Here is a 21,456-nt window from a genome sequence, read left to right on the forward strand (position 1 = left end):
CTCCCAGGAAAAGGAGCTCCACGATGGCTAAGGCTGAAATCCGTAAGCCCAAACCAAAGTCCAACCCCTTGAAGGCCGCTGACATCACCGTCATCGACTACAAGGACGTCGCACTTCTGCGCAAGTTCATCTCTGACCGTGGCAAGATCCGTGCCCGCCGTGTCACTGGTGTCTCCGTTCAGGAACAGCGCAAGATCGCCCAGGCAATCAAGAACGCCCGCGAAGTTGCTCTGCTCCCTTACTCCGGCGCTGGCCGCGGCTAAGGAAGGGATTCACAACCATGGCAAAGCTCATTCTTACCCAGGAAGTCACCGGTCTCGGTGCTGCTGGCGACGTGGTCGAGGTCAAGAACGGGTACGCCCGTAACTACCTTCTGCCCCGCGGCTTCGCTCTGACCTGGACTCGCGGTGGCGAGAAGCAGGTCGAGAGCATCAAGGCTGCCCGCGCTGCTCGTCAGCAGGCCAGCCTCGAGGCCGCTCAGGCTCAGGCTGCCGCGCTGTCTGCCAAGAAGGTCGTCCTGAAGGCGAAGGCCGGCGTCGCCGGTCGTCTCTTCGGCACCATCAAGCCGAGCGACGTCGTCGCCGCTGTCGAGGCCGCAGGCCTGGGCTCCGTCGACAAGCGCTCCGTGCAGCTGCCGGTCCATATCAAGTCCACCGGTTCCTACACCGCGAACGTCCGTCTGCACGACGACGTGACCGCTGTGGTCAACCTGGAGATCGTGGCCAGCAAGTAGTCACGCCGCGCAGGATTCCTTGAGACCGAGCTCAGCGAGGCTCCAGGGAACTGCCGCAGGACTTCGGAAGGCGCTCCACCCGTGTGGGTGGGGCGCCTTCGTCATTCCCGGAAGTCTTCTGCCACTCGGGCCCCGCGGGCGCCGGCGACCATCAGGGGCGGTGGTCGTGTTCCATGGTGTGGGCGTAGCCGCGACGGGCGAGCTCGGACAGGACGTCAAGGTCCACGTCGGAGAGCCGGTTGACGTAGAGGCAGCTCACTCCGCGCCGGTGCTTTCCCAGTCGTTCCAGCAGGCGCTCCGCCTCCGGGTGGTTCAGCAGCCCGTACAGCGCGAACTTCCCCTTCCGTGGGGAGAATCCGAGCGGAGGGGCGTCGCCCTCATGGCCGCTCTCGTAGCGGTAGTGGTAGAGCCCGAAACCCACGATCTTCCCGGTCCAGAGCGTCGCCTCCTGGCCGCTCACGCCCTCGAAGAGCCCGATCAGGGCCCGGGAGTCGGCCTGCTGCTCCGGACGGTCCAGGGAGCCGATCAGCTCCTCGGTGGGCGAGGAACCGGTGGCCGCGTCGAGAGGATGCATGCCTCCATCCAAGCACCGGAGCGGCCGCGGGAATAGATCAGCGAGGCACGCGTTAAGGAAAGTAAATGCAAATGCATCTACTATGGGAGTGTGGATCACATGGAATCAGCAACTGAGCCCCGCAAGGTCGTGGTGCTGTCGGCAGGCCTGGGCGTGCCGTCGTCGAGCCGTCTGCTGGCGGATCAGCTCGCCGCGGCGACTCAGCGCTCCCTGACCGACCTGGGCATCCAGTCGGAGGTGGAGGTGGTGGAACTGCGCGATTACGCCGTGGACATCGCCAACAACTTCGTGACCGGGTTCGCCGCCCCGCGCCTCGCGGACCTCATCTCGGCCGTGGAGAACGCCGACGGTCTCGTGGCCGTGAGCCCGGTGTTCAGCGCGAGCTTCAGCGGCCTCTTCAAGTCCTTCTTCGACGTCGTCGACCCGAAGGCTCTCGAGGGGACCCCTGTGCTCCTGGGCGCGACCGCCGGGACCGACCGTCACCAGATGGTGCTCGATTACGCCATGCGTCCGCTGTTCGGCTACCTCCGCTCGCGTGTGGTTCCCACCGCGGTGTTCGCGGGTCCGCAGGACTGGGGCAACGCTGACGACGGCGCGCAGCGCGGCTCGCTCGCCGACCGGGTCGAGCGCGCAGGCCGTGAGCTCGCGGGCGTCATCGCCGAAGCGCCTGCCCGCCGGCGGGAGGACGACATGGTGTCCCTCCCTTTCGAGCAGCTTCTGGCCGGCATCGCCGCTCACTAGAGCAGCGCGACGAACTCCCGGGCCTCGTCGAGTGAGATCGTCGAGTGGCGGGCGAGGAGCGCTGCGGCCTGCTCCCGCTCGCCATGGACGGCGAGCTCGCGGATCCGCCCGTAGATCTGGTCGTTGAGCATGTTGCTGCTCACCTCGAGGGTGGTGTCCCCACTGCTCGCGATGGCGCGGTAACGGTAGCCGAAGACCTCCGGGGCGTCCTCCTCGGCGGCCTCGCCCCCGTCCGCGGCCTGAGGGGCCGCCAGATAGGGCTGTGGGTAGCGTGCCATGGCCAGCACGGTGTCCCGCGCCTGACGCAGCCCGACTCCGGTGGCTTCGCGGTACACCTTGATGGCGCCGATGAGCTGCTCCTGGGCGATGAGGGAGTACAGCGCACGATGCTGCTCCGAGCTCAGGCCGCGTGTGGCCTCCCGGGCCAGCTCCCGCGGATCCCGTTCTTCGACCGGTTCCGAGGGGCGGTTCCAGCGGCGGGCCAGCAGCAGAACCACGGCCACGACGGCGATCAGGATGAGAAGCGGGATCAGGAGAGGTTCCACGTCTCCAGCCTATTGCAGACGGGCGTGCCGCGCATGGGCGCAGGTCACAGGCTTCCAGTCCGGGGAAGACGGTGGGTTGTCCACAGACCCGACCGTGCCCTGTGGATGAAAAAATATCCCAAAATTCTTTCCCTCCACACGATGTAGACAGTGTTTCTGCAGGTCAAGCGGCGATTTTGGCTGGATGGTCCCCTACTTACCCACAAGTGGACCCACAGAAGCGCACAAGCACGGCGCACTCATCCACAAGTTATCCACAGCTGTGAGGAAATGTGGGCTTTGAGGCTGTGGGAAACCCGACTACCGTGAGTGGGTACTCCACCCGGGACGGCGCGCTCCGCGCGCTGCGACCGCCGTCGCGACCGATTCCCCGAGTCGGTTCTCCAGGGTGTTCCTCTTCCCGTGACCCGGGCGCGGACCGCCGTCCTTGCCCGCTCGGGAAGGGTCGGAGGCCGGAGCCGCACCCGGTCCGGACAACCCTGTCAGATCGAGCTCCTGTCGGTTCGAATTACTGTCAGTCCTCCCGGGGAAGATCTTCTTGACAGACAGCAGGAAAAAGGAAGGCAATCGTGTCCGTAGCGCCCATCGAGGCCGTGGATGGCCCGCGTCAAGACGACAACCTGAGGACTCCCCCGCAGGACATCGCCGCTGAACAATCCGTCCTGGGAGCCATGCTCCTCTCCAAGGACGCGATCTCCAGCGTCAGCGAGGTCATGCGGGGCAATGACTTCTACCGCCCGGCCCATGAGGCGATCTTCGACGCCATTCTGGACCTGGATTCCCGGGGTGAACCCGTGGATGCCGTCACCGTCTCCGATGAGCTGACCAAGCGCGGCGAGATCAACCGCATCGGCGGCCCCGCCTACCTCCACGAGCTGCTGCAGACCGTCCCTACGGCGGCGAACGCCAACTACTACGCGGACATCGTCGCCGAGCGCGCCGTGCTGCGCCGTCTGATCACCGCGGGCACCAAGATCGTCCAGCTGGGGTACGGCCAGGACGGCGAGGTCGAGGAACTGGTCAACCAGGCGCAGGCAGAGGTCTACGCCGTGGCCGAGCGCACCACCACCGAGGACTATGTCGCCCTGAAGGACGTCATGGAACCGACCCTCGATGAGATCGAGGCCGCCGGCACCCAGACGGGCGGCATCTCCGGCATTCCCACCGGGTTCCGGGAGTTCGACGAGCTGACGCATGGCCTGCACCCCGGTCAGATGATCGTCATCGCGGCCCGTCCCGCCGTGGGCAAGTCGACCTTCGCTCTCGACTTCGCACGGTCCGCCGCCATCGCCAACAATCTGCCCACCGTCTTCTTCTCGCTCGAAATGGGCCGGAATGAGATCGCCATGCGTCTGCTCTCCGCCGAGGCGGAGATCAACCTCCAGGACCTCCGGCGCGGCACGGTCAAGCAGGATCAGTGGGACAAGATCGCCGGCAGCATGGCCAGCATGAACGACGCCCCGCTCTTCATCGACGACAGCCCGAACATGACCCTGATGGAGATCCGCGCGAAGTGCCGTCGCCTCAAGCAGCAGCACGGTCTCAAGCTGGTCATCCTCGACTACCTCCAGCTCATGACGAGCGGCAAGAAGGTCGAGTCCCGCCAGCAGGAGGTCTCCGAGTTCTCCCGTGCGCTCAAGCTGCTGGCCAAGGAGATCCAGGTGCCGGTCATCGCCCTGTCCCAGCTGAACCGTGGTTCGGAGCAGCGCACCGACAAGCGCCCCATGGTCTCCGATCTGCGTGAATCCGGCTCGATCGAGCAGGACGCCGACATGGTCATCCTCCTCCACCGTGAAGAGGTGTACGACAAGGAGACGGCCCGTGCCGGCGAGGCGGACATCCTGATCGCCAAGCACCGTAACGGCCCCACCAAGGACCTCGTGGTCGCCTTCCAGGGCCGGTACTCGCGCTTCAAGGACATGGCCGCAGAACAAGAAGGATTCTGATGGCCGGTGAGGCGCGGCTGGGCCGGGAGATCCTCCGGCTCGCCGTCCCGGCCTTCGGCGCCCTCATCGCAGAACCGCTCTTCCTGCTGGCGGACTCCGCGATCATCGGCCACCTCGGGGTCGCGGAACTGGCCGGCGCCGGCCTGGCCACCACGGTCCTCCACACCGCCGTGGGACTCATGGTCTTCCTGGCGTACTCCACGACGCCGGCCGTCGCCCGTCTCGTCGGTGCCGGCCGTCCCGAGAAGGCCCTCGCGGCCGGCCGGGACGGATTGTGGCTGGCGGGCGTGCTGGGGGTCATTCTCGCCCTGCTGGGCCTGTGGACCGCCCGTCCGCTGCTGGCCACCCTCGGCGCCAGTGACGAGGCCGTCCTCGGTTTCGCGGCGGAGTACCTCCTGTGGTCCCTGCCCGGCCTGGTGGCCATGCTGCTCGTCTTCGCCGGCACAGGCGTCCTGCGCGGCTTCCAGGACACCCGCACACCTCTCGTGGTGGCCGGGGCGGGCTTCGGCATCAACATCGTGCTGAACTGGATCCTCGTGTACGGGATGGGCCTTTCCGTGGCGGGTTCCGCCCTCGGGACCAGCATCGCCCAGTGGCTCATGGCGCTCGTCTACATCGTCATGGTCGCCCGGAGGGCTTCCCGTCTGGGGGTGAGGATGGTTCCGGACCTCCGAGGAGTGCTCTCGCTGGCGCAGGTGGGCTCCTGGCTCATGCTGCGCACGGCCTCCATGCGCGTGGCCATCCTGGCGACGGTGTTCGTCGCCAGCGCTCAGGGCGCCGTGAACCTGGCGGCCCACCAGCTCACCATGACCATCTTCAGCTTTCTCGCCTTCGCCCTGGACGCCCTCGCCATCGCGGCGCAGGCGATGATCGGTAAGGAACTCGGGGCCCATCAGCTCGGGAAGGTCCGCGAGCTCACCCGGACCATGATGCGCTGGGGCCTCGGGTTCGGGGTCATCACCGGGGTGTTCTTGGCCGCGGTCTCCCCCTGGGCCGGCTGGCTGTTCACCCCGGATGAACGGGTTCATCAGTCCCTGATCGCCGCGCTCCTGGTCCTGGCGGTGGGACAGCCGATCGCGGGTCTCGTGTTCGTGCTCGACGGCGTGCTGATCGGCGCCGGGGACGCCCGCTACCTCGCCCTCGCGGGTGTGGTGAACGTCCTCGTGTACGCGCCACTCCTGCTCGGGGTGTATTTCCTGGGACCACAGGACGGCCCGTGGGCGCTGTTCTGGCTGTGGCTCGCATTCGGCATCGGTTATATGTCTGCCCGGGCATTGACGCTGGGCTGGCGGGTCAGAAGGGACGATTGGATGGTGGCGGGAGTCTGACGCGGACCCGGGTGACAGAGGCCCGATTCGCGGCCTGATCCTTGCGGCTTTAAGCTTGAAGGCGTGACTATGGACCAGGAACTCCCCCAGAACGAGCCTGCCGGGCCCCAAAGCGCCTCGCGGGACGCCGGAAAGCTGTGGGCGCCCCTCTTGGTCCGCTCTCTCGTGGCTCTGGTGTTCGGAGCCATCACGGTCTTCTGGGTCGGCCCCAGCCTCGCTGTCTACGCCTACGCCGCCTTCGGGTATCTGCTCGCCGGCGCGGCCACGCTCTTCTGGCTCGGGCGGCTCTCCTCGGACTCGCTGCGCACCCCGCTGACCGTGGCGGCGATCGCCCAGGCGGCCGCCGCCGTCGTGATCCTGGTGCTCAATCCGCACACGGACGCAGGCGTCACGCTGGCGCTTTCCGCGGCACTGGCCGTGACCGGCGCCGTGGAGGTCGGGCTGTTCCTCAAGCGCCGCACGTCCGGCGAAGCGCGACTGCTGGGGCGGGACCTGTTGATCTCCGGCGTCGTCGGTCTCGGCACCGCGCTGCTGCTGCCCTTCTTCATCTCACTGGGCGCTCACGCGCTCCTCGGGGTGGCCGGTGGTGGCGCCGTGCTGACGGGTGTCCTGTGGATCCTGTCGGCGCTCACGCTGCGGCATGATGCCCGGCGCAGCCCCGGAACGCTGAACGCGTAAACTAGTAGAGGTTCTACGCGAGGTAGAAACCAATGCCGTGAGGGCATGCACGACGGCAGCCGCGGGGCTGCATGATTCAGACGCACGACAAGCCAGGAGTTGGACAGTGGACGGGCAGCAGCCGGAAGAACAGCGTTCAGTGCGGTCGTCCATCAAGGGACCCTTGATGTTCTCCGCTTTCTGGGCCGTGGTGGCCTTCTTCGGCGTCCTGATCTTCGCCTCCGGTGGCAGTGCCAAGATGCAGCGCTTCGACCTCGCCTTCACCGGCGCCGGGATCGCGTTCATCGTCACCCTGGTCATCTCGGCCATGCTCTCCCTGACGCACAAGGACAACGCCCCGCACCTGGGTGAAGGCTCCGGTGTGCACCTCTCCTCCGCGGACCACGCCGACGAAGTCGGCGACTCCGAGAAGCCCGGCGACGAACCGGGTTCACGCCACTAGGGAGAATTCCTGACCACTCGTTAGACTGGCTGCACTTCGCATACCGCCACGGCGCCGACATCCTGAGCGCCGCCAACAGATGAGGTGTCCCGGTCCATGTCCCGCGTCCCCCAAGCTCCCAAAGCAGCCCGCGAACCGGGAAGCGGCGCCTCCAAGAACGCACGGGGCGGACTGCTGGCGATGCCGTCCCGGAAGACCCTGATCACCACGGGCGCCGTGGTGCTGGGAGCCATCGTCGTGGTGCTCCTGGCCATCTGGATCCGTTCCACATCCGCGGGCCAGGACTTCATCCGCACGTACCCCGGCCATTCCGAGCTTCCGGCGGGGACTCAGGAGGGTCTGCCGCTCTGGCTGAGCTGGCAGCACTTCCTCAACGCCTTCTTCCTCCTGCTGATCGTGCGCACGGGCCTTCAGGTGCGGACGGTGCAGCGCCCCGCTGCGTACTTCACGCGCAACAACAAGGGCCTGATCAGGACCAAGAACCCGCCGACCAAGATCTCGCTGGACCTGTGGTTCCACCTCTGCCTCGACGCGCTGTGGGTCCTCAACGGTGTGGTGTTCATCGTGCTGCTCTTCGCGACGGGGCACTGGGTCCGGATCGTCCCCACGAGCTGGGACGTCTTCCCGAACGCCGTCTCCGCGGGCCTGCAGTACGCCTCCCTGAACTGGCCGACCGAGAACGGCTGGGTCAACTACAACGCCCTGCAGCTGCTGACGTACTTCCTCACGGTGTTCGTGGCGGCTCCGCTCGCGCTCCTGACGGGCATCCGGATGTCGGGCGCGTGGCCCAAGAAGGCGGCCGTCAATAAGTTCTACCCGCTGGAGCTCGCCCGCAAGGTGCACTTCCCGGTCATGATCTACTTCGTGGCCTTCGTCGTGGTGCACGTGTTCCTCGTGCTCAGCACGGGCATGCTGCGGAACCTGAACCACATGTACGGCAACCACGACGGCGAGGACTGGCTGGGCTTCTGGCTCTTCGTGGCCTCGCTGGTGGTCATGGCGGCGGCCTGGCTGCTCGCCCGGCCGGTCTTCCTGCGGCCGATCGCGTCCCTCATGGGCAAGGTCGGCCGCTGAGCGCGGCAGCCGGGTGCGGCTCCCCGCCACACCCGGCTGCACTGCTGTATGCGTCAGCTCAGTCCGCCGTCATAATCGGGCAACTGGAATCCCCGCTCGTAATTCCCTCCTTGCATGTCCGTGGGCCGATTTCCCACGTTGGCGGTGATCGTGTAACCAGCCGCCGCGTATTGCTGCCGGCAACGCTGTTTCGTCACTGCCGGGCCTGAATCGCCCGTCACCTGACCACAGACCCCATCGATGGAGTATCCGGCGGCTTCCAGGTCCTTCTTTGCCCCGGCGGTATCACTTCGGTAGGTGGCCACGAGCACCTTGAACCCGAGTTTCTTGGCGTGCTGGGCGAATTCCAGAACCTGCGGCGTTGCGGTGCCCGGACTGTAGTACGTCTCCAACGACGTGTTGTCGATGTCGAGAACCACTGAGAGCTTGGATCCCCCTTGCTGGGCGCGGCTGTCCAGGTAGCTGCTGGATCCGCTCATGGCGGTGGTCACGTCACTCAGCCACTGAGATTTCGAGGGTGGTGTGGCGGCGTGAGCTGGCGCGGCGCCAGCGGCCAGGCAAAGTGCAATGGCGCCGAGGAAGAAGGCACGGTGACGGGATCTTGGAGTTGCTGAAGTTGTCATGACACGACCCTCCTGGGGTGAGGTGAACTGATATCAACGAACGAATCAACGGGAGGTGTCAAATGTACTACAACTGATCACGATCGACTGTCATTCGTGAGAGCGGCCCAAGCTCGTGGTTCGGAACTCTCAGCCTCGCTGACGTGCCCGGTAGGCGGCGACGTGCGTGCGGTTGGCGCAGTTGCCGGTGTCGCAGAAGCGCTTGGAGCGGTTGCGGCTCAGGTCCAGCACCGCGGCGTCGCAGTCCTCGGCCGCGCACAGCGCCAGCCGCGAGAGCTCCTTGGAACGGATGACGTCCAGGATCCCCATGGCGGTCTCGGTCGCGATGCGGTCCGCCAGCGGCGCGGCGTGAGTGGTCGCGTGGAGATGCCAGTCCAGGCCGTCGTGCTTCATCAGCTGCGGCAGCGCGCGGGCTTCCCGGAGGATCCTGTTGACCTCTTCCGCCGCCTCATCCTCCGGGGACGTCCACAGGGCGCGCAGCACGCCCCGTAAGTGGCGCACGGAGTCGAGTTCGGCGTCGTCGTGCGTGCGGGAGCCGTAGAACTCCTCGCGCGCCAGGAAGGCCGTCAAGTGTTCGTCATCGGGGAGGAGTTCCGCTCCGTTCGCGCTCGTGTTGATGAGATTCATGGCGGAACGCAGGGCCACCTCGGTGTCATGAGCAAAAACCATATTGACTCCTTACTTATCCTGCCACTACTGTCACGAGTAAAGCACGTTTCACTCCTGACAGGAACTCGCCATGCCTCGCACCGCAGCGACTGCGCGCCGCGCCCCTTCGGCCTTCGTCGGCGTCCCCGTGGCGCTGCTCTCCTCGGCGGTGTTCGCCACCTCGGGGTCCTTCGGCAAATCCCTGCTGGAGATGGGCTGGTCGCCCGGAGCCGCGGTCGCGATGCGCCTGAGCGGCGCCGTTGTCATTCTGACCCTTCCGGCCCTCTGGTCGCTGCGTGGCAAATGGCACCAGGTCCGGGACAACTGGGTCACGATCGTCCTCTTCGGCCTATTCGGCGTGGCGGCGTGCCAGCTGTTCTACTTCAACGCCGTCCAGACCCTCTCGGTGGGGGTCGCACTGCTCCTGGAGTATCTGGCGCCCGTCATGATCGTGCTGTGGCTGTGGGTGGTCAAGCGGCACGCGCCGCGGTGGCTCACCATCACCGGAACGGTCGTGTCGATCGCGGGACTGCTCCTGGTGCTCGATCTGGGCGGCGCGCGGGTCGACCCGGTGGGCGTCCTCTGGGGCGTCGCGGCCGCGGTCTGCCTGGTGGTCTACTTCTTCATCACCGCCCGCCAGAATGAGGGCCTGCCGCCCCTGGTGCTCGCCTCGGGCGGGATGCTCGTGGGGGCCGTGGTGCTGTGGATCGTGACTCTCACCGGGATCATGCCGCTGCGCTTCACCTTCGCGGAGGCCCACCTCGGCGGCGCCTCGGTGCCCTGGTGGATCTCCCTGGCCGGGATGGTCATCCTGTCCACCGTGATCGCTTACGTGACCGGCATCTACGCGTCGCGCGCCCTGGGTTCCAAGGTGGCGTCCTTCGTGTCCCTCACGGAGGTCCTGTTCGCGGTGGTGTGGGCTTGGCTGCTGCTCGGCGAACTGCCGGCGCCCATCCAGATCGGCGGCGGCCTGCTGATCGTCCTGGGCGTCCTGCTGGTGCGGGTGGACGAACTCCGGGACCCCGACTTCACCGACGAGTCGGCCATGGTGGCCGAAGCGGTGCCGGCCGGGCGGCCCGAGGCCCGGGTCGACGCCCGAGCCTAGCGCCCGGGAGCGGCGCTTCGACGACGACGGCGCCCCCTCCCGGCTGCCACCCGCCCTTCCGGGTGGGCGCGGCCGGGGGCGGGGTGCCGTCGTCGTGATCGGAGGCTGAGCGCTTCAGGCGCGGTCTGCGACGACCACGTAACCGGCCTCCGCCACGGCCTCGCCGATCTCCTCCGGGGAGAGTTCCCCGCGGGAGGAGATGGTCACGGTGGAGATCCCGCCGGCGTTGAGGTCAACCGCGACGCGCTCCACGCCGTCGACCGCTTCCAGCTCCTCCGTCACGGAGGAGACGCAGTGGCCGCAGGTCATGCCGGAGACGGAGACCTGGGTGGTGATCAGGGATTCGGGGGTGCTCATGATGTTCTCCTCGGGTGACGGGGTGACGGGTGCTCGATCAGCGCAGGAGGCGGCCGATGGCGTCGGTGGCCTCTTTGACCTTGGCGTCGACCTTCTCCTGGCGCAGCGCGCCGTCGGACTCCTCGGCGGCGCCCACCACGCAGTGGCCGATGTGCTCCTCCACCAGGCCCAGGCTGACGGCGTGCAGCGCCTTGTTGACGGCGGCGATCTGCGTGAGGATGTCGATGCAGTACTTGTCCTCATCGACCATGCGTGCGATGCCCCGGACCTGGCCTTCGATCCGCTTGAGACGCCGCTGGTAGGCCTCTTTGTTGGCGGAGTAGCCGTGCTGGTGCGGGTGTTCCTGGATGTCCGACTCGCTCATACCTTGAGCGTATACCCCCTGGGGGTATCAATCAAGGGTGTCGTCGGCCCGATGGCTCTGTTCCGGGAATTGGAAAGCCCCGGAACACGTCATTGGGGGATACGTGCTCCGGGGCAGCTCATGGGGCAACTTCTTCGTCGCTGGATCGAGCTTAGCGGCAACCAAAGGCGCTTCGCCACTTCTGCCGATAAATAATCGCGGCGGACTTTCGTGACAGAAAATCAACAACCGTGTGAATCGCAGATGCGGAGAAAATCGCTCTGGAATTCCGCACTATTGCGGGTGTTCTGAAGCAGTGCTTGCATGGAGGCATGTCAACGGCGACGCAGTACCTGGTGGCGATCGGTACGAAGAAGGGCCTCTGGCTCGCCCGCAGCAAGGACCGCAAGGAATGGGTGCTGGACGGCCCGCATTTCCTCATGACGGAGATCCCGAGCATCGGCATCGACACGCGGGACGGCACCCGCCTCCTCGTGGGCATCCGTTCCGAGCACTGGGGACCGACCGTCGCGCATTCGGATGATCTCGGCGTGACCTGGACCGAGCCCGAAGGAGGCGGGATCGCCTTCGGCGAAGGTGACGGCGCCGCCGTCGAACGCATCTGGCAGCTCCAGCCCGACCGGGAGGGCCGTCCCGGCGTCGTGTGGGCCGGCGTGGAGCCGATCTCGCTCTGGCGGTCCGACGATGGCGGCGAGCACTTCGAGCTCAACCGAGGCCTGTGGGAGCACCCGCACCGTCCGGAATGGGGCGAGGGGGCCGGTGGCGGTGCGGTGCATTCGATCATCCCCGCGCCCGACGGGTCCACCGTGCATGTCGCCATGAGCACGGGAGGCGTGTACCGCAGCCGCGACGGCGGCGACAGCTGGCAGGCGACGAACCGGGGCATCGGGGCGTCGTTCCTGCCCGGGGAGCTCCCCGAGTTCGGGCAATGCGTGCACAAGATCGCCGCCGACGCGGACGACCCTGAGCAGATCTACGCGCAGAACCACGGCGGGGTGTACAGGACGCGCGACGGCGGCGACAGCTGGCAGGAGATCGAGCACGGGCTGCCGGCGAACTTCGGTTTCGTGATGCTGAGCCATCCCCGCAACGCCGGAACAGCGTGGGTGATCCCGCTGGCCGCGGACGTCGAGCGCATCCCCGTGGACGGGCATCCGGCCGTCGGCCGCACACGGGACGCCGGCGAGAACTGGGAGATGCTCGACGCCGGCCTGCCGGAGAAGGACTACAACTCGATCCTCCGAGACGCCGCCGCCCTCGACACGGCGGAATCGGTGGGCGTCTACTTCGGAACCCGCGGCGGCAGCGTGTACGCGAGTGCCGACGAGGGCGCCACCTTCCAGGAGATCGCGTCCCACCTTCCGGACGTGCTGTGTGTCCGGGCCGCGGTCATCGAAGTGCCGAACCAGGGATCAGCAGCCGATGACGGAGTCCTGGCGGCGAGCTGAATGGGCGCCTTCACCGTTCTGATCCCCAGTGTCCTGCGCCCCTTGGTGCGGGACGCGGACGCGTTGGACGTCGAGCTTCCCGACGACGGCGGGCCGGCCACCGTGGCCCGCATCCTGGGCTCTGTGGCGGCCGACCATCCGGTGCTGGGCCGGCGGCTCCGCGATGAGACGGGAGCCCTCCGGCGCCATGTGAACGTGTACCTGGGACCTGATGAGGTCCGCAGGCTTCAGGGGCTCGAGACCGAAGTCCCTGAAGGGGCGCAGCTGATGATCATCCAGTCCGTCGCCGGCGGCTAGGAGTGCTCCTCCCTCAGGCGACCCGCCAGAGCTGGTAATCCTGGGAATCGAGGACGCGGCGTTGACCGGTCTCCTCGTCCCGGATCCAGACGACGCCCAGGCCGGGAGCGATGTCCTGGACCTGGCCACGCCGTACGAAGGTGGTCCGTGGCATCAGGTGGAAGCGTTCGGCCTCCACGTGATCACCACGGCGCAGTTGGTGGAGCGAACTGATGAGGGTTCGTGCGGTCATGTCCCTTCACCTCCACGGAGAGAATTTTTCGGTACTCCCAGTCAACCGGCCCGTGATTTCAGGCGGGTTTCGACGCCGTAAGAAGTGGGTGAGGGCGCGGTTACGGATGTGCGGTTACGGACGCGCTGTGCCGCGGTCACGGCGCGGATGAGGGACGGAGTACGCGAGGGACCGAGTAGGTGTGGGACGCCGCGGGGCGCGTGTCAGAGGAGGCCGTGCAGCCGCCAGGAACCGGGGGTCCCTTCGACGGCGACGATCCCGGTGTTGGCGAGCGGCAGCCGGACGTCGAACGCGCCGTCATGCTGCACCCGGGCCGCGGTCCAGCAGCGGATCGCCGCACCGTGGCTGACGGCCAGGACACTGGAGTCGGGCCCGTGGGTCCGCGCCATCTGGTCCACGGCGGCGTCGAAACGGCGGAAGAAGGTGGTGTGGTCCTCAGCGCCCTCGATCCTCGACAGCGAGTCACCGAGGCCCCAGGCGATGACGTGAGCGCCGTAGCTGGCGCACGAGTCGTCGTCGTTCAGCATCTCGAGGGCACCGGCGCCGATCTCTTCCAGTCCCTCCAGCACGGTGGCGGTGAGGTTTCTGGCCTGCGACAACGGCCCCGCGGTGAGCTGGGCTCGCAGCAGAGGTGAGGCGTAGACGGCGTCCAGGTGTTCGGCGGACAACCGTTCCACGAGAGCGCGCGCCTGTTCCAGGCCCAGGTCCGTCAGGCCCGGACCCGGGCGTCCCGTGTCCAGAGCGCGGAGCAGGTTACTGGGCGTCTGGCCATGCCGGACGAGGAACAGGCGCACGGCCGGGGCTACTTCAGGTAGTCGACCAGGGCCGCCGCGACGCCCGTGTAGGACGCGGGGGTCAGCTGGAGGAGACGGTCCCGGGCCTCGTCCGAGAGGCCCAGGCCGGAGACGAACTCCTGCATGCGGGCCGCATCGACGCGGTGGCCCCGGGTGAGGTCCTTGAGGCGCTCGTACGGGTTCTCCATTCCGGGAACGCCCGCGATGGCCTCAGCGCGCATGACCGTCTGGATTGCCTCGCCGAGGACCTCCCAGTTGCCGTCCAGATCCGCGGCGAGGACGTCCACGGACACCTTGAGCTGCTTGAGGCCCTTGACCACATTGCTGATGGCCAGCAGGGAGTGCCCGAACGCGACGCCGATGTTGCGCTGCGAGGACGAGTCCGTGAGGTCACGCTGCCAGCGGGACGTGACCAGGGTCGACGCGAGGACGTCGAGCAGTCCGCTCGAGATCTCCAGGTTGGCCTCGGCGTTCTCGAAGCGGATCGGGTTGACCTTGTGCGGCATCGTCGAAGAACCGGTGGCGCCGGCCACCGGGATCTGCGCGAAGTAGCCGATGGAGATGTAGCTCCACACATCGGTGCAGAAGTTGTGCAGAATGCGGTTGAAGCGGGCGACGTCGGCGTACAGCTCGGCCTGCCAGTCGTGGCTTTCGATCTGGGTGGTGAGCGGGTTCCAGTCCAGGCCCAGACCCTCCACGAACGTGCGGGAGACCTCGGTCCAGTCCGCGCCCGGCACGGCGGAAACGTGGGCCGCGAAGGTGCCGGTGGCGCCGTTGATCTTGCCGAGGTATTCCGTGCGGGAGATCCGGTCCAGCTGACGGCTGAGGCGGTGGGCCACCACTGCGAGTTCCTTGCCCAGCGTGGTGGGAGTGGCCGGCTGACCGTGGGTCCGGGAGAGCATCGGAACGTCACGGTTCTCCGTGGCCATGACGCCGATCTGATCGACCAGGGCACGGGCTGCCGGGAGCCAGACATCCTCGACGGCGCCCTTCACACCGAGCGCGTACGAGAGGTTGTTGATGTCTTCCGAGGTGCAGGCGAAATGCACCATGGGCGTCAGCGATTCGATCCCGATGGCCGGGAGGCGGCGGCCGATGTAGTACTCCACGGCCTTCACATCGTGGACCGTCACGGCCTCGATCTCCGCGAGTTCCGCGACGGAGTCCGCGTCGAACTCGGTGACGATGGCGCGCAGCTGATCCTGCTGCTCCTGGGTCAGCGGAGCTGAGCCGGGAAGGACGGAATTCGAGGTGAGGTGGATCAGCCACTCCACCTCGACGGCGACGCGGTCACGGTTCAGCGCGGCCTCGGACAAGTAGTCCACGAGGGGTGCCACGGCTGCACGGTACCGGCCGTCCAGGGGCCCTAGGGCGATCTGGCCCTCGCCTGCAGCCAGGGAGAGTCGTCCGGACGGGATGCGCGCAGTGGTTTCAGCCATGGGTCCATTCTTTCATGTGCCGGGTGGCAGTCTCATCTTCGGGCGGCCATGTGGACAACGCGTGACGCGCACTGTCCACATGGCCACGTCGACGCCGGGGGTGGAATGTCCATGCTCCTAGCGTGGTGTGCAGTCGGAGGTCGGCGAAGGAGGAGGAACGGCATGGATTCGGCGTACCAGCGGTCCGGGGTTCTGCCGGGTGGGCGGGGCGGTCTTGAAGCGGGGCTTCTCACGCTCGCCCTCTGGCTCGGGGGTCAGCGGGACGAGCTTTCCGCAGCCCTCGCCGCCCTTCGCCAGGCGGGAGAGCTGCACTGGGATTCCGCGGCGGGCAGCGCATACCGCATGGCGCTGGAGGAACGACGGCGCAGCCTTCTTCGAGCGGGCGAGGCGCTGGAAGCGGCGCGCTCCGCGTTGGCCCTCCGCGCCTCCCTTGGGGGCTCGGCGCCCCGGGGCCGAGCGGTGCCGGCGGTTCAGGCCGTTCCGGGGGATGCCGGCGCCGGCGTGGAGGCCTCACCATCGGTTCACTATGAGGGGCGATGATGGCCGTCCCCTCCGACGAGACCGGCTTCTGGATCAACGGCCGGTACAGCATGGTCAGCGTCGATCCGAATCAGCTCTGGACGGCATCGGGCCGCCTGGACCTCGTCGCGGACCGTCTTCAGTCCTGTCTGCAAGGGATCCAACGCCGATGGGAGGCGATTCTGGACGGTGGATCTGCCGCCGGTCCTCTCCCCGGCGCGGGCCTGAGCGAGTGCGGCATCGCGGTGAACCGGACCACGGTGGAGCTCGACGGCATGGTCTCGGCACTCCGATCGCTTGCGGGATCTCTGAGGGGATCAGCCACTTCGTATGCGGAGGCCGAACGTGGGACCGAATCGAAGGTGGCCGGAACCGGCGATCTCGTCCAATGGGGCCTGGCCTTCGTGCCGGGGGTTCTCGCCTACGTGCTGGGGATGATCGACCCGCGAGCCCGGGACGGCTACCTCAAGGCGCTCAGCGCAACCGGGACCAAGGACCCCGTCGATGCCCTCACTCATGCGTTGTCATCCTGGGATGGCGGCGTGGAGGAAGCCCGGCTCCGGCAGGACGCGGTCACGGTGACGGCGGAGCGATGGCGTTCCGCGCCTCCGGCCCCCACGCCCGGAACGTTCCTGGGCTCAGCGTTCCGGGGTGCGAATCGTGCGGCCGGTGACGAGCCGGGGGTTCCGGGCGAGAAGCCGATCCCCTTGTCGTCCATCGTCGTGGACAAGTACCCCCGGACCGACGGCAGCTACGCCGTGGTCGTGAGCATTCCCGGCACCGAGAAGTGGGCGCCCTTCGATTCCCCGGACACCACCGACGACCTCAAAGGCAACATCTCGGCGATGGCGCAGGGAACGGAGCGCCGAAGCTACTTCACCCAGACCCAGGCGGCCGTGGTGAGGGCGCTCGAGGCGGAGCACGTCACCAGGAAGGATGAGATCGTCCTGAACGGCTACAGCCAGGGTGGGATCAACGCGGTGGCGCTCGCCGCGAACAAGGATTTCACTGCCACGTACACGGTCCGTGCCGTCAACACCGCAGGGTCACCGGTCGGCCGCTTCCTCGGCCGGGTGGACGCGAGCGTGCTGACGCTGGAGAACCAGCGGGATCTGGTCCCCGCATTGGACGGGGTGCCGAACCCGCGAAGGCCGAACGTGGTGACGGCGCGCTTTTCCGCGGAGCCGGCCACGGTCGACCCGGTCGTGTCCGGGATGGCCAAGGGGAGACCGGTGGAAGCGCTGTCCGGCAGCCTCGATATACCGACGAAGATCAGGAACGCCCACGACATCGGCAATTACATCGCAGCAGCGGATCGACTGGGGACCAGTCACGATCCTGGAGTCCTCCGGCATCAGAGGGTGCTCGCAGATGTTCTGGGTCCTGACCGGCTCGACACATCCCCGGACTCGGTCAGAAAGGCCACCCGGACCGTCTACACGGCCCACGAACCGCCGCTGAGTGAAGACCAGTGCCGGCCGTGACGCCGGGTGAGGCACCCCTCAGGTCATCGGCGGCTCGGAGCCGGTCGGGTTGACGGGTGCGTGCGACGTCAGAGGCGTTCGTCGGAGGGGCTCAGCGGTCTCGGTCCCGGGCGAACAACCGATCCGTGATGAGGGAGATGATGCTGATGATCAGCGCTCCGAGGACGGCGGTCCAGAAGAACGTGTCGATCCCCAGATGGACGGGCGTGAATCCACTCAACCAGGAGGTGAGGTAGAGCATGGCGGCATTGATCACGAGGGTGAACAAGCCCAGGGTCAGAACGGTCACGGGCAAGGCCAGAAAGCGCACCACGGGCCGGATCCACGCGTTGACCACGGCGAAGATCAATCCGATGAACAGGTACGCCAGGATGCTGCCGAGGGTGTCGGCGGGAGCGGACGGAGCCGCACCTGCCACCAGATTCTGGGCGGCGCCCGTGGACAGAGTCAGCCCGGGCAGGAGCCACGTGGCCACCCAGAGGGAGAACGCATTGATCGCCAGACGCAGGAGGAACTTCGCCATGCAACCATGCTGTCATACCTGTCTGGGCGTATCCCCGGCATTTAGGCTGGAGACATGAGTTCCCATGTGTCGCCCTCTGAGGGTGTGTCCGCAGACCACGGTCAGGAAATCCTTCCCCGTCCCGCAGTGGGACTTCTTCCCAAGTACACCGCCGGCAAGCCGCCACGGGTCCTGGAAGGGCTGACCAGTTACAAGCTCTCGTCCAACGAGGTGGCCCTCGGCCCGCTTCCGCAGGTCCGGGAAGCCGTGGCCGGATTCGACGGCTTCAACCGCTACCCCGATCCTCTGGTCACCCAGCTGCGCGAACGGATCGCCCAGGCGTTCGGCGTGCCCGCCGAGGACGTGGTCACGGGAGCCGGAAGCCTCGGCGCCCTCATCCAGATCATCGGAGCCTTCGCAGGCCAGAACCCGGACGGGAGCCAGGACGAGGTCCTCTACGCCTGGCGTTCCTTTGAGGCATACCCGATCTGCGTCGGCCTGGCCGGCGCCCGCAGTGTTCAGATCCCTCTGCTCCCTGACGGCCGTCACGACCTCGATGCCATGGCCGCGGCGATCACCGACAGCACCAAGGTGATCCTCCTGTGCACCCCGAACAACCCGACAGGTCCCGTCCTGCGGACCCAGGAGACCCACGACTTCCTGGCGAAGGTCCCGTCCAACGTCCTCGTCGTGATCGATGAAGCGTACGTCGAATTCGTCAGGGACCCGGACGCCGTCAAGGGGCTCGAGTTCCTGGAGCGCTACCCCAACGTCGTGGTGCTGCGGACATTCTCGAAAGCCCATGGACTCGCGGGTCTCCGAGTCGGATACTCCGTCTCCCACCCTGAGGTGACCCAGTACCTTCGGCTGTCTGCAACTCCTTTCGCGGTGTCTCAGGTGGCTGAGCGTGCGGCCATCGCCTCGCTGGACCACCTCCCCGAGGTCCTCGAGCGGGTGGATGGCGTGGTGGCGGAGCGCGAGCGCGTGGTCGCTGCCCTGGAGGCTCAGGGTTGGGAGATCCCGCAGGCCCAGGGCAACTTCGTCTGGCTGCCCCTGGGCGAGGAGACCGCCCGCTTCGCGGAACTCGCCGGAACGCATGGCCTGTCCGTCCGGGCGTTCGCCCCAGAGGGCGTGCGCGTGAGTATCGGCGAGCCGGAGGCGAACACGCGCTTCATCGAACTCTGTGAGGAATTCCGCCGGGCCTGAGGGCCCGCGTGTATTCCGTTGCGTTCACGACTTAATGATCACTTCTCCCGGAACTCCGGCTAAAGTGATCCCCGGACCAGATATATTCCACCTCGGGAATGCATGCCTGAGGTGGAATATATCGTTTGATTCCCACGAGGTGTGGGACGGATGCAAGGAGACGGCATGGGCGTAGGGCAGCTGCCGACCACTGAATTCAATGACGAGGAACTCGACGATCACCCGGAGACCCGTCTGGACCCGGCGTCACAGCCGGCCGGCGGGGCAATGATCCAGCTTCTGGACGCTCAGGGGAACCGCCGGGAGGACCCGGTCTTCGGTCCCTACGTGGAGTCCCTGGATCCAGAGGCGCTGCGTGCGTTCTACCGTGACATGGCCGTGGTGCGCCGCTTCGATCAGGAGGCGACGGCATTGCAGCGGCAGGGGCAGCTCGCCCTCTGGGTGCCCCTGACCGGTCAGGAGGCGGCCCAGATCGGTTCCGGCCACGCGTTGCGGACCGAGGATTTCGTCTTCCCGAGTTACCGCGAGCACGGTGTGGCCCTTTCCCGCGGTCTCGACATGTCGGACCTGCTCAGGATCTTCCGGGGCGTCACCCACGGTGGCTGGGATCCCCGCGAGACGAATTTCAACATCTACACCCTGGTGCTTGCCGCGCAGGTGCTCCATGCGGTCGGCTACGCCATGGGCATCCAGCGTGACCAGGCGTCCGCCCGCGCGAAGGGCCAGACGGTGGAGGACGCCGCCGTCGTCGCCTATTACGGTGACGGCGCGAGCAGCGAAGGCGACGTTCACGAGGCGATGGTCTTCGCCTCCAGCTACAAGGCGCCGGTCGTGTTCTTCTGCCAGAACAATCACTGGGCGATCTCGGTGCCGTCCAAGGTCCAGACGAAGGTCCCCCTGGCGCACCGCGCCCAGGGTTACGGCTTCCCCGGGGTGCGCGTGGACGGCAATGACATCCTCGCGGTGCACGCGGTCACCCAGTGGGCGCTCGACCGTGCCCGCAAGGGTGAAGGCCCCGTGCTGATCGAGGCTTTCACGTACCGCCTGGGTGCTCACACCACGGCCGATGACCCCACCAAGTACCGCACCAGCTCCGAAGAGGACCAGTGGCGGGCGAAGGACCCCCTGACGCGTCTGGAGACCTACCTCCGGGCCGAGGGACTCGCGGATGACGACTTCTTCGAGGACGTCCGTCGCCAGGGTCAGGAGCTGGCGGATTCCGTCCGCGAGGCCGTCCAGGCGATGGAAGGCCCCAGCATGGAGGAGGCGTTCGCTCACGTCTACTCGCAGGCTCATCCTCTGGTCCAGGAGGAACTGCGTTGGTACCGGGAGTATGAGGCAGGATTCGAGAACGCGGAAGGCGCGGGTGAAGGCTGAGCCATGACCACCATGACCATTGCCAAGGCCATCAACGAAGGCTTGCGCGAGGCCCTGGCCGGGGACGACAAGACTCTGCTGATGGGCGAGGACATCGGGGCTCTCGGCGGCGTCTACCGGGTCACCGACGGCCTCCAGCAGGAGTTCGGTGAAGACCGTGTGGTCGATTCGCCGCTCGCGGAGGCCGGGATCATCGGCACGTCGATCGGCCTCGCCATGCGCGGGTACCGCCCGGTGTGCGAGATCCAGTTCGACGGTTTCGTCTTCCCGGGTTTCAACCAGATCACCACGCAGCTGGCCAAGTACCATGCGAGGACCAGCGGCGCCGTGACGCTGCCCGTGACCATCCGCATCCCGTACGGCGGAGGCATCGGTTCGATCGAGCACCATTCCGAGTCTCCGGAAGCGCTGTTCGCCCACACGGCGGGCCTGCGGATCGTCACCCCGTCGAACCCGCACGACGCGTACTGGATGACCCGGCAGGCCATCGAATGCCAGGACCCTGTGATCGTCTTCGAGCCCAAGAAGCGCTACTGGCTCAAGGGTGAGGTGGACACGCAGGATCCCGGCACCTCCGCGGACCCCTTCAGTGCTCACGTGGTGCGCGAAGGAACCGACGCCACGCTCGTGGCCTACGGGCCGCTCGTCCCGGTGGCCCTGGCCGCTGCGGCCGCCGCCGAGGAGGACGGCCGCAGCATCGAGGTCATCGATCTGCGGAGCATCTCCCCGATCGACTTCGACACCGTGGAGGCTTCGGTCCGCAAGACCGGACGCCTTCTGGTGACTCATGAGGCGCCCACTTTCGGCGGGATCGGCGGCGAGATCGCCAGCCGCATCAGCGAGCGGGCGTTCCTCAGCCTGGAGGCGCCGGTCATCCGCGTGGGCGGGTTCCACATGCCGTACCCGGTGGCGAAGGTGGAGGAACACTATCTGCCGGACATCGACCGCATCCTCGAAGCACTCGACCGCGCTTTCTCCTACTGAGAGCCACGGAGTTTAG

26 protein-coding genes are annotated in these 21,456 nt (G+C 67.0%); 16 read left to right on the top strand and 10 right to left on the bottom strand.

Going from position 1 to position 21,456, the window contains the following annotated elements; genetic code table 11:
• Positions 1 to 23 precede the first annotated feature (23 nt).
• Together rpsR and rplI are read left to right on the top strand one after the other, a co-directional pair.
• Entirely contained in the window at positions 24 to 263 is a 240-nt protein-coding gene (gene rpsR / locus BLV63_RS02515; RefSeq protein ID WP_026820365.1) for a 30S ribosomal protein S18, read from the top strand.
• A 17-nt stretch (positions 264 to 280) separates the two neighbouring features.
• Positions 281 to 733 carry a 50S ribosomal protein L9 gene (gene rplI, locus BLV63_RS02520; protein WP_066213620.1) on the top strand — a complete coding sequence of 151 codons (453 nt, stop codon included), beginning with the start codon at positions 281 to 283 and terminating at the stop codon, positions 731 to 733.
• A gap of 151 nt (positions 734 to 884) precedes the next feature.
• Here the strand turns inward: rplI and BLV63_RS02525 are convergent, their stop codons facing one another.
• Complete coding sequence (locus BLV63_RS02525) at positions 885 to 1,307, bottom strand: DUF1801 domain-containing protein (protein ID WP_066213623.1); 423 nt, start codon at positions 1,305 to 1,307, stop codon at positions 885 to 887.
• A 99-nt stretch (positions 1,308 to 1,406) separates the two neighbouring features.
• On the opposite strand from BLV63_RS02525, the gene BLV63_RS02530 reads away from it, so the two are divergent.
• Positions 1,407 to 2,048 carry an FMN reductase gene (locus BLV63_RS02530; RefSeq protein WP_066214142.1) on the top strand — a complete coding sequence of 214 codons (642 nt, stop codon included), beginning with the start codon at positions 1,407 to 1,409 and terminating at the stop codon, positions 2,046 to 2,048.
• Here the strand turns inward: BLV63_RS02530 and BLV63_RS02535 are convergent.
• On the bottom strand, positions 2,045 to 2,593 hold the full coding sequence (locus BLV63_RS02535) for a hypothetical protein (protein ID WP_066213628.1): 549 nt from the start codon (positions 2,591 to 2,593) through the stop codon (positions 2,045 to 2,047). The genes BLV63_RS02530 and BLV63_RS02535 overlap by 4 nt on opposite strands.
• A 569-nt stretch (positions 2,594 to 3,162) precedes the next feature.
• Here BLV63_RS02535 and dnaB point away from each other — a divergent pair.
• From dnaB to BLV63_RS02560, 5 genes are all read left to right on the top strand, one after another.
• Positions 3,163 to 4,539 (top strand): replicative DNA helicase, encoded by a 1,377-nt coding sequence (gene dnaB, locus BLV63_RS02540; RefSeq protein ID WP_066213631.1) that lies wholly within the window; start codon positions 3,163 to 3,165, stop codon positions 4,537 to 4,539.
• Complete coding sequence (locus BLV63_RS02545; RefSeq protein ID WP_066213634.1) at positions 4,539 to 5,867, top strand: MATE family efflux transporter; 1,329 nt, start codon at positions 4,539 to 4,541, stop codon at positions 5,865 to 5,867. Before dnaB ends, BLV63_RS02545 begins: the two co-directional genes overlap by 1 nt.
• Before the next feature lie 69 nt (positions 5,868 to 5,936).
• Entirely contained in the window at positions 5,937 to 6,545 is a 609-nt protein-coding gene (locus BLV63_RS02550; protein WP_066213638.1) for a hypothetical protein, read from the top strand.
• A gap of 166 nt (positions 6,546 to 6,711) precedes the next feature.
• Positions 6,712 to 6,987: a hypothetical protein gene (locus tag BLV63_RS02555; RefSeq protein WP_066214144.1), complete on the top strand. Its 276-nt coding sequence runs from the start codon at positions 6,712 to 6,714 to the stop codon at positions 6,985 to 6,987.
• Positions 6,988 to 7,167: 180 nt separating this feature from the next.
• A complete protein-coding gene (locus BLV63_RS02560; RefSeq protein WP_066214147.1) occupies positions 7,168 to 8,061 on the top strand; it encodes a cytochrome b/b6 domain-containing protein in 894 nt (297 codons plus the stop codon).
• 53 nt (positions 8,062 to 8,114) lie between these two features.
• Here BLV63_RS02560 and BLV63_RS02565 read toward each other — a convergent pair whose 3' ends face one another.
• Together BLV63_RS02565 and BLV63_RS02570 are read right to left on the bottom strand one after the other, a co-directional pair.
• The gene (locus BLV63_RS02565; protein WP_074783950.1) at positions 8,115 to 8,684 is read right to left on the bottom strand and encodes an HAD family acid phosphatase; all 570 of its coding nucleotides are present in this window, start codon (positions 8,682 to 8,684) and stop codon (positions 8,115 to 8,117) included.
• Positions 8,685 to 8,813: 129 nt separating this feature from the next.
• On the bottom strand, positions 8,814 to 9,353 hold the full coding sequence (locus tag BLV63_RS02570) for a CGNR zinc finger domain-containing protein (protein WP_066213644.1): 540 nt from the start codon (positions 9,351 to 9,353) through the stop codon (positions 8,814 to 8,816).
• Positions 9,354 to 9,423: 70 nt separating this feature from the next.
• On the opposite strand from BLV63_RS02570, the gene BLV63_RS02575 reads away from it, so the two are divergent.
• Positions 9,424 to 10,437 (top strand): EamA family transporter, encoded by a 1,014-nt coding sequence (locus BLV63_RS02575; protein ID WP_066213650.1) that lies wholly within the window; start codon positions 9,424 to 9,426, stop codon positions 10,435 to 10,437.
• 114 nt (positions 10,438 to 10,551) lie between these two features.
• On the opposite strand, the gene BLV63_RS02580 is transcribed toward BLV63_RS02575, so the two are convergent.
• Both BLV63_RS02580 and BLV63_RS02585 read right to left on the bottom strand, forming a co-directional pair.
• On the bottom strand, positions 10,552 to 10,794 hold the full coding sequence (locus BLV63_RS02580) for a heavy-metal-associated domain-containing protein (RefSeq protein ID WP_066213652.1): 243 nt from the start codon (positions 10,792 to 10,794) through the stop codon (positions 10,552 to 10,554).
• A 37-nt stretch (positions 10,795 to 10,831) separates the two neighbouring features.
• Positions 10,832 to 11,158 (bottom strand): metal-sensitive transcriptional regulator, encoded by a 327-nt coding sequence (locus BLV63_RS02585; RefSeq protein ID WP_066213654.1) that lies wholly within the window; start codon positions 11,156 to 11,158, stop codon positions 10,832 to 10,834.
• 311 nt (positions 11,159 to 11,469) lie between these two features.
• Here BLV63_RS02585 and BLV63_RS02590 point away from each other — a divergent pair, with 311 nt between their 5' ends.
• Both BLV63_RS02590 and BLV63_RS02595 read left to right on the top strand, forming a co-directional pair.
• Positions 11,470 to 12,606, top strand: a complete 1,137-nt coding sequence (locus BLV63_RS02590) for a WD40/YVTN/BNR-like repeat-containing protein (RefSeq protein WP_066213658.1) — start codon at positions 11,470 to 11,472, stop codon at positions 12,604 to 12,606.
• The gene (locus tag BLV63_RS02595) at positions 12,607 to 12,903 is read left to right on the top strand and encodes a MoaD/ThiS family protein (protein ID WP_066213661.1); all 297 of its coding nucleotides are present in this window, start codon (positions 12,607 to 12,609) and stop codon (positions 12,901 to 12,903) included. It abuts the gene before it with no gap.
• A gap of 13 nt (positions 12,904 to 12,916) precedes the next feature.
• On the opposite strand, the gene BLV63_RS02600 is transcribed toward BLV63_RS02595, so the two are convergent.
• The 3 genes from BLV63_RS02600 to purB form a co-directional block, all read right to left on the bottom strand.
• Positions 12,917 to 13,135 carry a hypothetical protein gene (locus tag BLV63_RS02600; protein ID WP_066213663.1) on the bottom strand — a complete coding sequence of 73 codons (219 nt, stop codon included), beginning with the start codon at positions 13,133 to 13,135 and terminating at the stop codon, positions 12,917 to 12,919.
• Positions 13,136 to 13,338: 203 nt separating this feature from the next.
• On the bottom strand, positions 13,339 to 13,929 hold the full coding sequence (locus BLV63_RS02605) for a histidine phosphatase family protein (protein ID WP_066213668.1): 591 nt from the start codon (positions 13,927 to 13,929) through the stop codon (positions 13,339 to 13,341).
• 8 nt (positions 13,930 to 13,937) lie between these two features.
• Complete coding sequence (purB, locus tag BLV63_RS02610; protein ID WP_066213671.1) at positions 13,938 to 15,368, bottom strand: adenylosuccinate lyase; 1,431 nt, start codon at positions 15,366 to 15,368, stop codon at positions 13,938 to 13,940.
• A gap of 162 nt (positions 15,369 to 15,530) precedes the next feature.
• On the opposite strand from purB, the gene BLV63_RS02615 reads away from it, so the two are divergent.
• Together BLV63_RS02615 and BLV63_RS02620 are read left to right on the top strand one after the other, a co-directional pair.
• Positions 15,531 to 15,908, top strand: coding sequence for a hypothetical protein (locus BLV63_RS02615; protein WP_066213674.1), 378 nt, complete (start codon positions 15,531 to 15,533; stop codon positions 15,906 to 15,908).
• A complete protein-coding gene (locus tag BLV63_RS02620) occupies positions 15,908 to 17,371 on the top strand; it encodes a WXG100 family type VII secretion target (RefSeq protein WP_157412730.1) in 1,464 nt (487 codons plus the stop codon). Before BLV63_RS02615 ends, BLV63_RS02620 begins: the two co-directional genes overlap by 1 nt.
• 91 nt (positions 17,372 to 17,462) lie before the next feature.
• On the opposite strand, the gene BLV63_RS02625 is transcribed toward BLV63_RS02620, so the two are convergent.
• Positions 17,463 to 17,894 (bottom strand): phage holin family protein, encoded by a 432-nt coding sequence (locus BLV63_RS02625; protein WP_066213680.1) that lies wholly within the window; start codon positions 17,892 to 17,894, stop codon positions 17,463 to 17,465.
• Positions 17,895 to 17,948: 54 nt separating this feature from the next.
• Between BLV63_RS02625 and BLV63_RS02630 the strand changes: the two genes are divergently transcribed.
• The 3 genes from BLV63_RS02630 to BLV63_RS02640 all read left to right on the top strand — a co-directional run bounded on the left by BLV63_RS02630 (position 17,949) and on the right by BLV63_RS02640 (position 21,440).
• On the top strand, positions 17,949 to 19,079 hold the full coding sequence (locus BLV63_RS02630; RefSeq protein ID WP_066213688.1) for a histidinol-phosphate transaminase: 1,131 nt from the start codon (positions 17,949 to 17,951) through the stop codon (positions 19,077 to 19,079).
• A 165-nt stretch (positions 19,080 to 19,244) separates the two neighbouring features.
• Positions 19,245 to 20,456: a pyruvate dehydrogenase (acetyl-transferring) E1 component subunit alpha gene (pdhA, locus tag BLV63_RS02635; RefSeq protein WP_066213690.1), complete on the top strand. Its 1,212-nt coding sequence runs from the start codon at positions 19,245 to 19,247 to the stop codon at positions 20,454 to 20,456.
• Positions 20,457 to 20,459: 3 nt separating this feature from the next.
• Complete coding sequence (locus BLV63_RS02640; RefSeq protein WP_066213693.1) at positions 20,460 to 21,440, top strand: alpha-ketoacid dehydrogenase subunit beta; 981 nt, start codon at positions 20,460 to 20,462, stop codon at positions 21,438 to 21,440.
• The last annotated feature ends 16 nt before the right edge of the window (positions 21,441 to 21,456 follow it).

Source organism: Arthrobacter woluwensis (genome assembly GCF_900105345.1).
GTDB lineage: Bacteria > Actinomycetota > Actinomycetes > Actinomycetales > Micrococcaceae > Arthrobacter_E > Arthrobacter_E woluwensis.

Bases quoted from the DNA above. Each gene is read 5' to 3' on its own strand.
- rpsR (WP_026820365.1), top strand. From the start codon at position 24: ATGGCTAAGGCTGAAATCCGTAAGCCCAAACCAAAGTCCAACCCCTTG.
- rplI (WP_066213620.1), top strand. From the start codon at position 281: ATGGCAAAGCTCATTCTTACCCAGGAAGTCACCGGTCTCGGTGCTGCT.
- BLV63_RS02525 (WP_066213623.1), bottom strand. From the start codon at position 1,307: ATGCATCCTCTCGACGCGGCCACCGGTTCCTCGCCCACCGAGGAGCTG.
- BLV63_RS02530 (WP_066214142.1), top strand. From the start codon at position 1,407: ATGGAATCAGCAACTGAGCCCCGCAAGGTCGTGGTGCTGTCGGCAGGC.
- BLV63_RS02545 (WP_066213634.1), top strand. From the start codon at position 4,539: ATGGCCGGTGAGGCGCGGCTGGGCCGGGAGATCCTCCGGCTCGCCGTC.
- BLV63_RS02550 (WP_066213638.1), top strand. From the start codon at position 5,937: ATGGACCAGGAACTCCCCCAGAACGAGCCTGCCGGGCCCCAAAGCGCC.
- BLV63_RS02555 (WP_066214144.1), top strand. From the start codon at position 6,712: ATGTTCTCCGCTTTCTGGGCCGTGGTGGCCTTCTTCGGCGTCCTGATC.
- BLV63_RS02560 (WP_066214147.1), top strand. From the start codon at position 7,168: ATGCCGTCCCGGAAGACCCTGATCACCACGGGCGCCGTGGTGCTGGGA.
- BLV63_RS02565 (WP_074783950.1), bottom strand. From the start codon at position 8,684: ATGACAACTTCAGCAACTCCAAGATCCCGTCACCGTGCCTTCTTCCTC.
- BLV63_RS02570 (WP_066213644.1), bottom strand. From the start codon at position 9,353: ATGGTTTTTGCTCATGACACCGAGGTGGCCCTGCGTTCCGCCATGAAT.
- BLV63_RS02575 (WP_066213650.1), top strand. From the start codon at position 9,424: ATGCCTCGCACCGCAGCGACTGCGCGCCGCGCCCCTTCGGCCTTCGTC.
- BLV63_RS02580 (WP_066213652.1), bottom strand. From the start codon at position 10,794: ATGAGCACCCCCGAATCCCTGATCACCACCCAGGTCTCCGTCTCCGGC.
- BLV63_RS02585 (WP_066213654.1), bottom strand. From the start codon at position 11,158: ATGAGCGAGTCGGACATCCAGGAACACCCGCACCAGCACGGCTACTCC.
- BLV63_RS02590 (WP_066213658.1), top strand. From the start codon at position 11,470: ATGTCAACGGCGACGCAGTACCTGGTGGCGATCGGTACGAAGAAGGGC.
- BLV63_RS02595 (WP_066213661.1), top strand. From the start codon at position 12,607: ATGGGCGCCTTCACCGTTCTGATCCCCAGTGTCCTGCGCCCCTTGGTG.
- BLV63_RS02600 (WP_066213663.1), bottom strand. From the start codon at position 13,135: ATGACCGCACGAACCCTCATCAGTTCGCTCCACCAACTGCGCCGTGGT.
- purB (WP_066213671.1), bottom strand. From the start codon at position 15,368: ATGGCTGAAACCACTGCGCGCATCCCGTCCGGACGACTCTCCCTGGCT.
- BLV63_RS02615 (WP_066213674.1), top strand. From the start codon at position 15,531: ATGGATTCGGCGTACCAGCGGTCCGGGGTTCTGCCGGGTGGGCGGGGC.
- BLV63_RS02620 (WP_157412730.1), top strand. From the start codon at position 15,908: ATGGCCGTCCCCTCCGACGAGACCGGCTTCTGGATCAACGGCCGGTAC.
- BLV63_RS02625 (WP_066213680.1), bottom strand. From the start codon at position 17,894: ATGGCGAAGTTCCTCCTGCGTCTGGCGATCAATGCGTTCTCCCTCTGG.
- BLV63_RS02630 (WP_066213688.1), top strand. From the start codon at position 17,949: ATGAGTTCCCATGTGTCGCCCTCTGAGGGTGTGTCCGCAGACCACGGT.
- pdhA (WP_066213690.1), top strand. From the start codon at position 19,245: ATGGGCGTAGGGCAGCTGCCGACCACTGAATTCAATGACGAGGAACTC.
- BLV63_RS02640 (WP_066213693.1), top strand. From the start codon at position 20,460: ATGACCACCATGACCATTGCCAAGGCCATCAACGAAGGCTTGCGCGAG.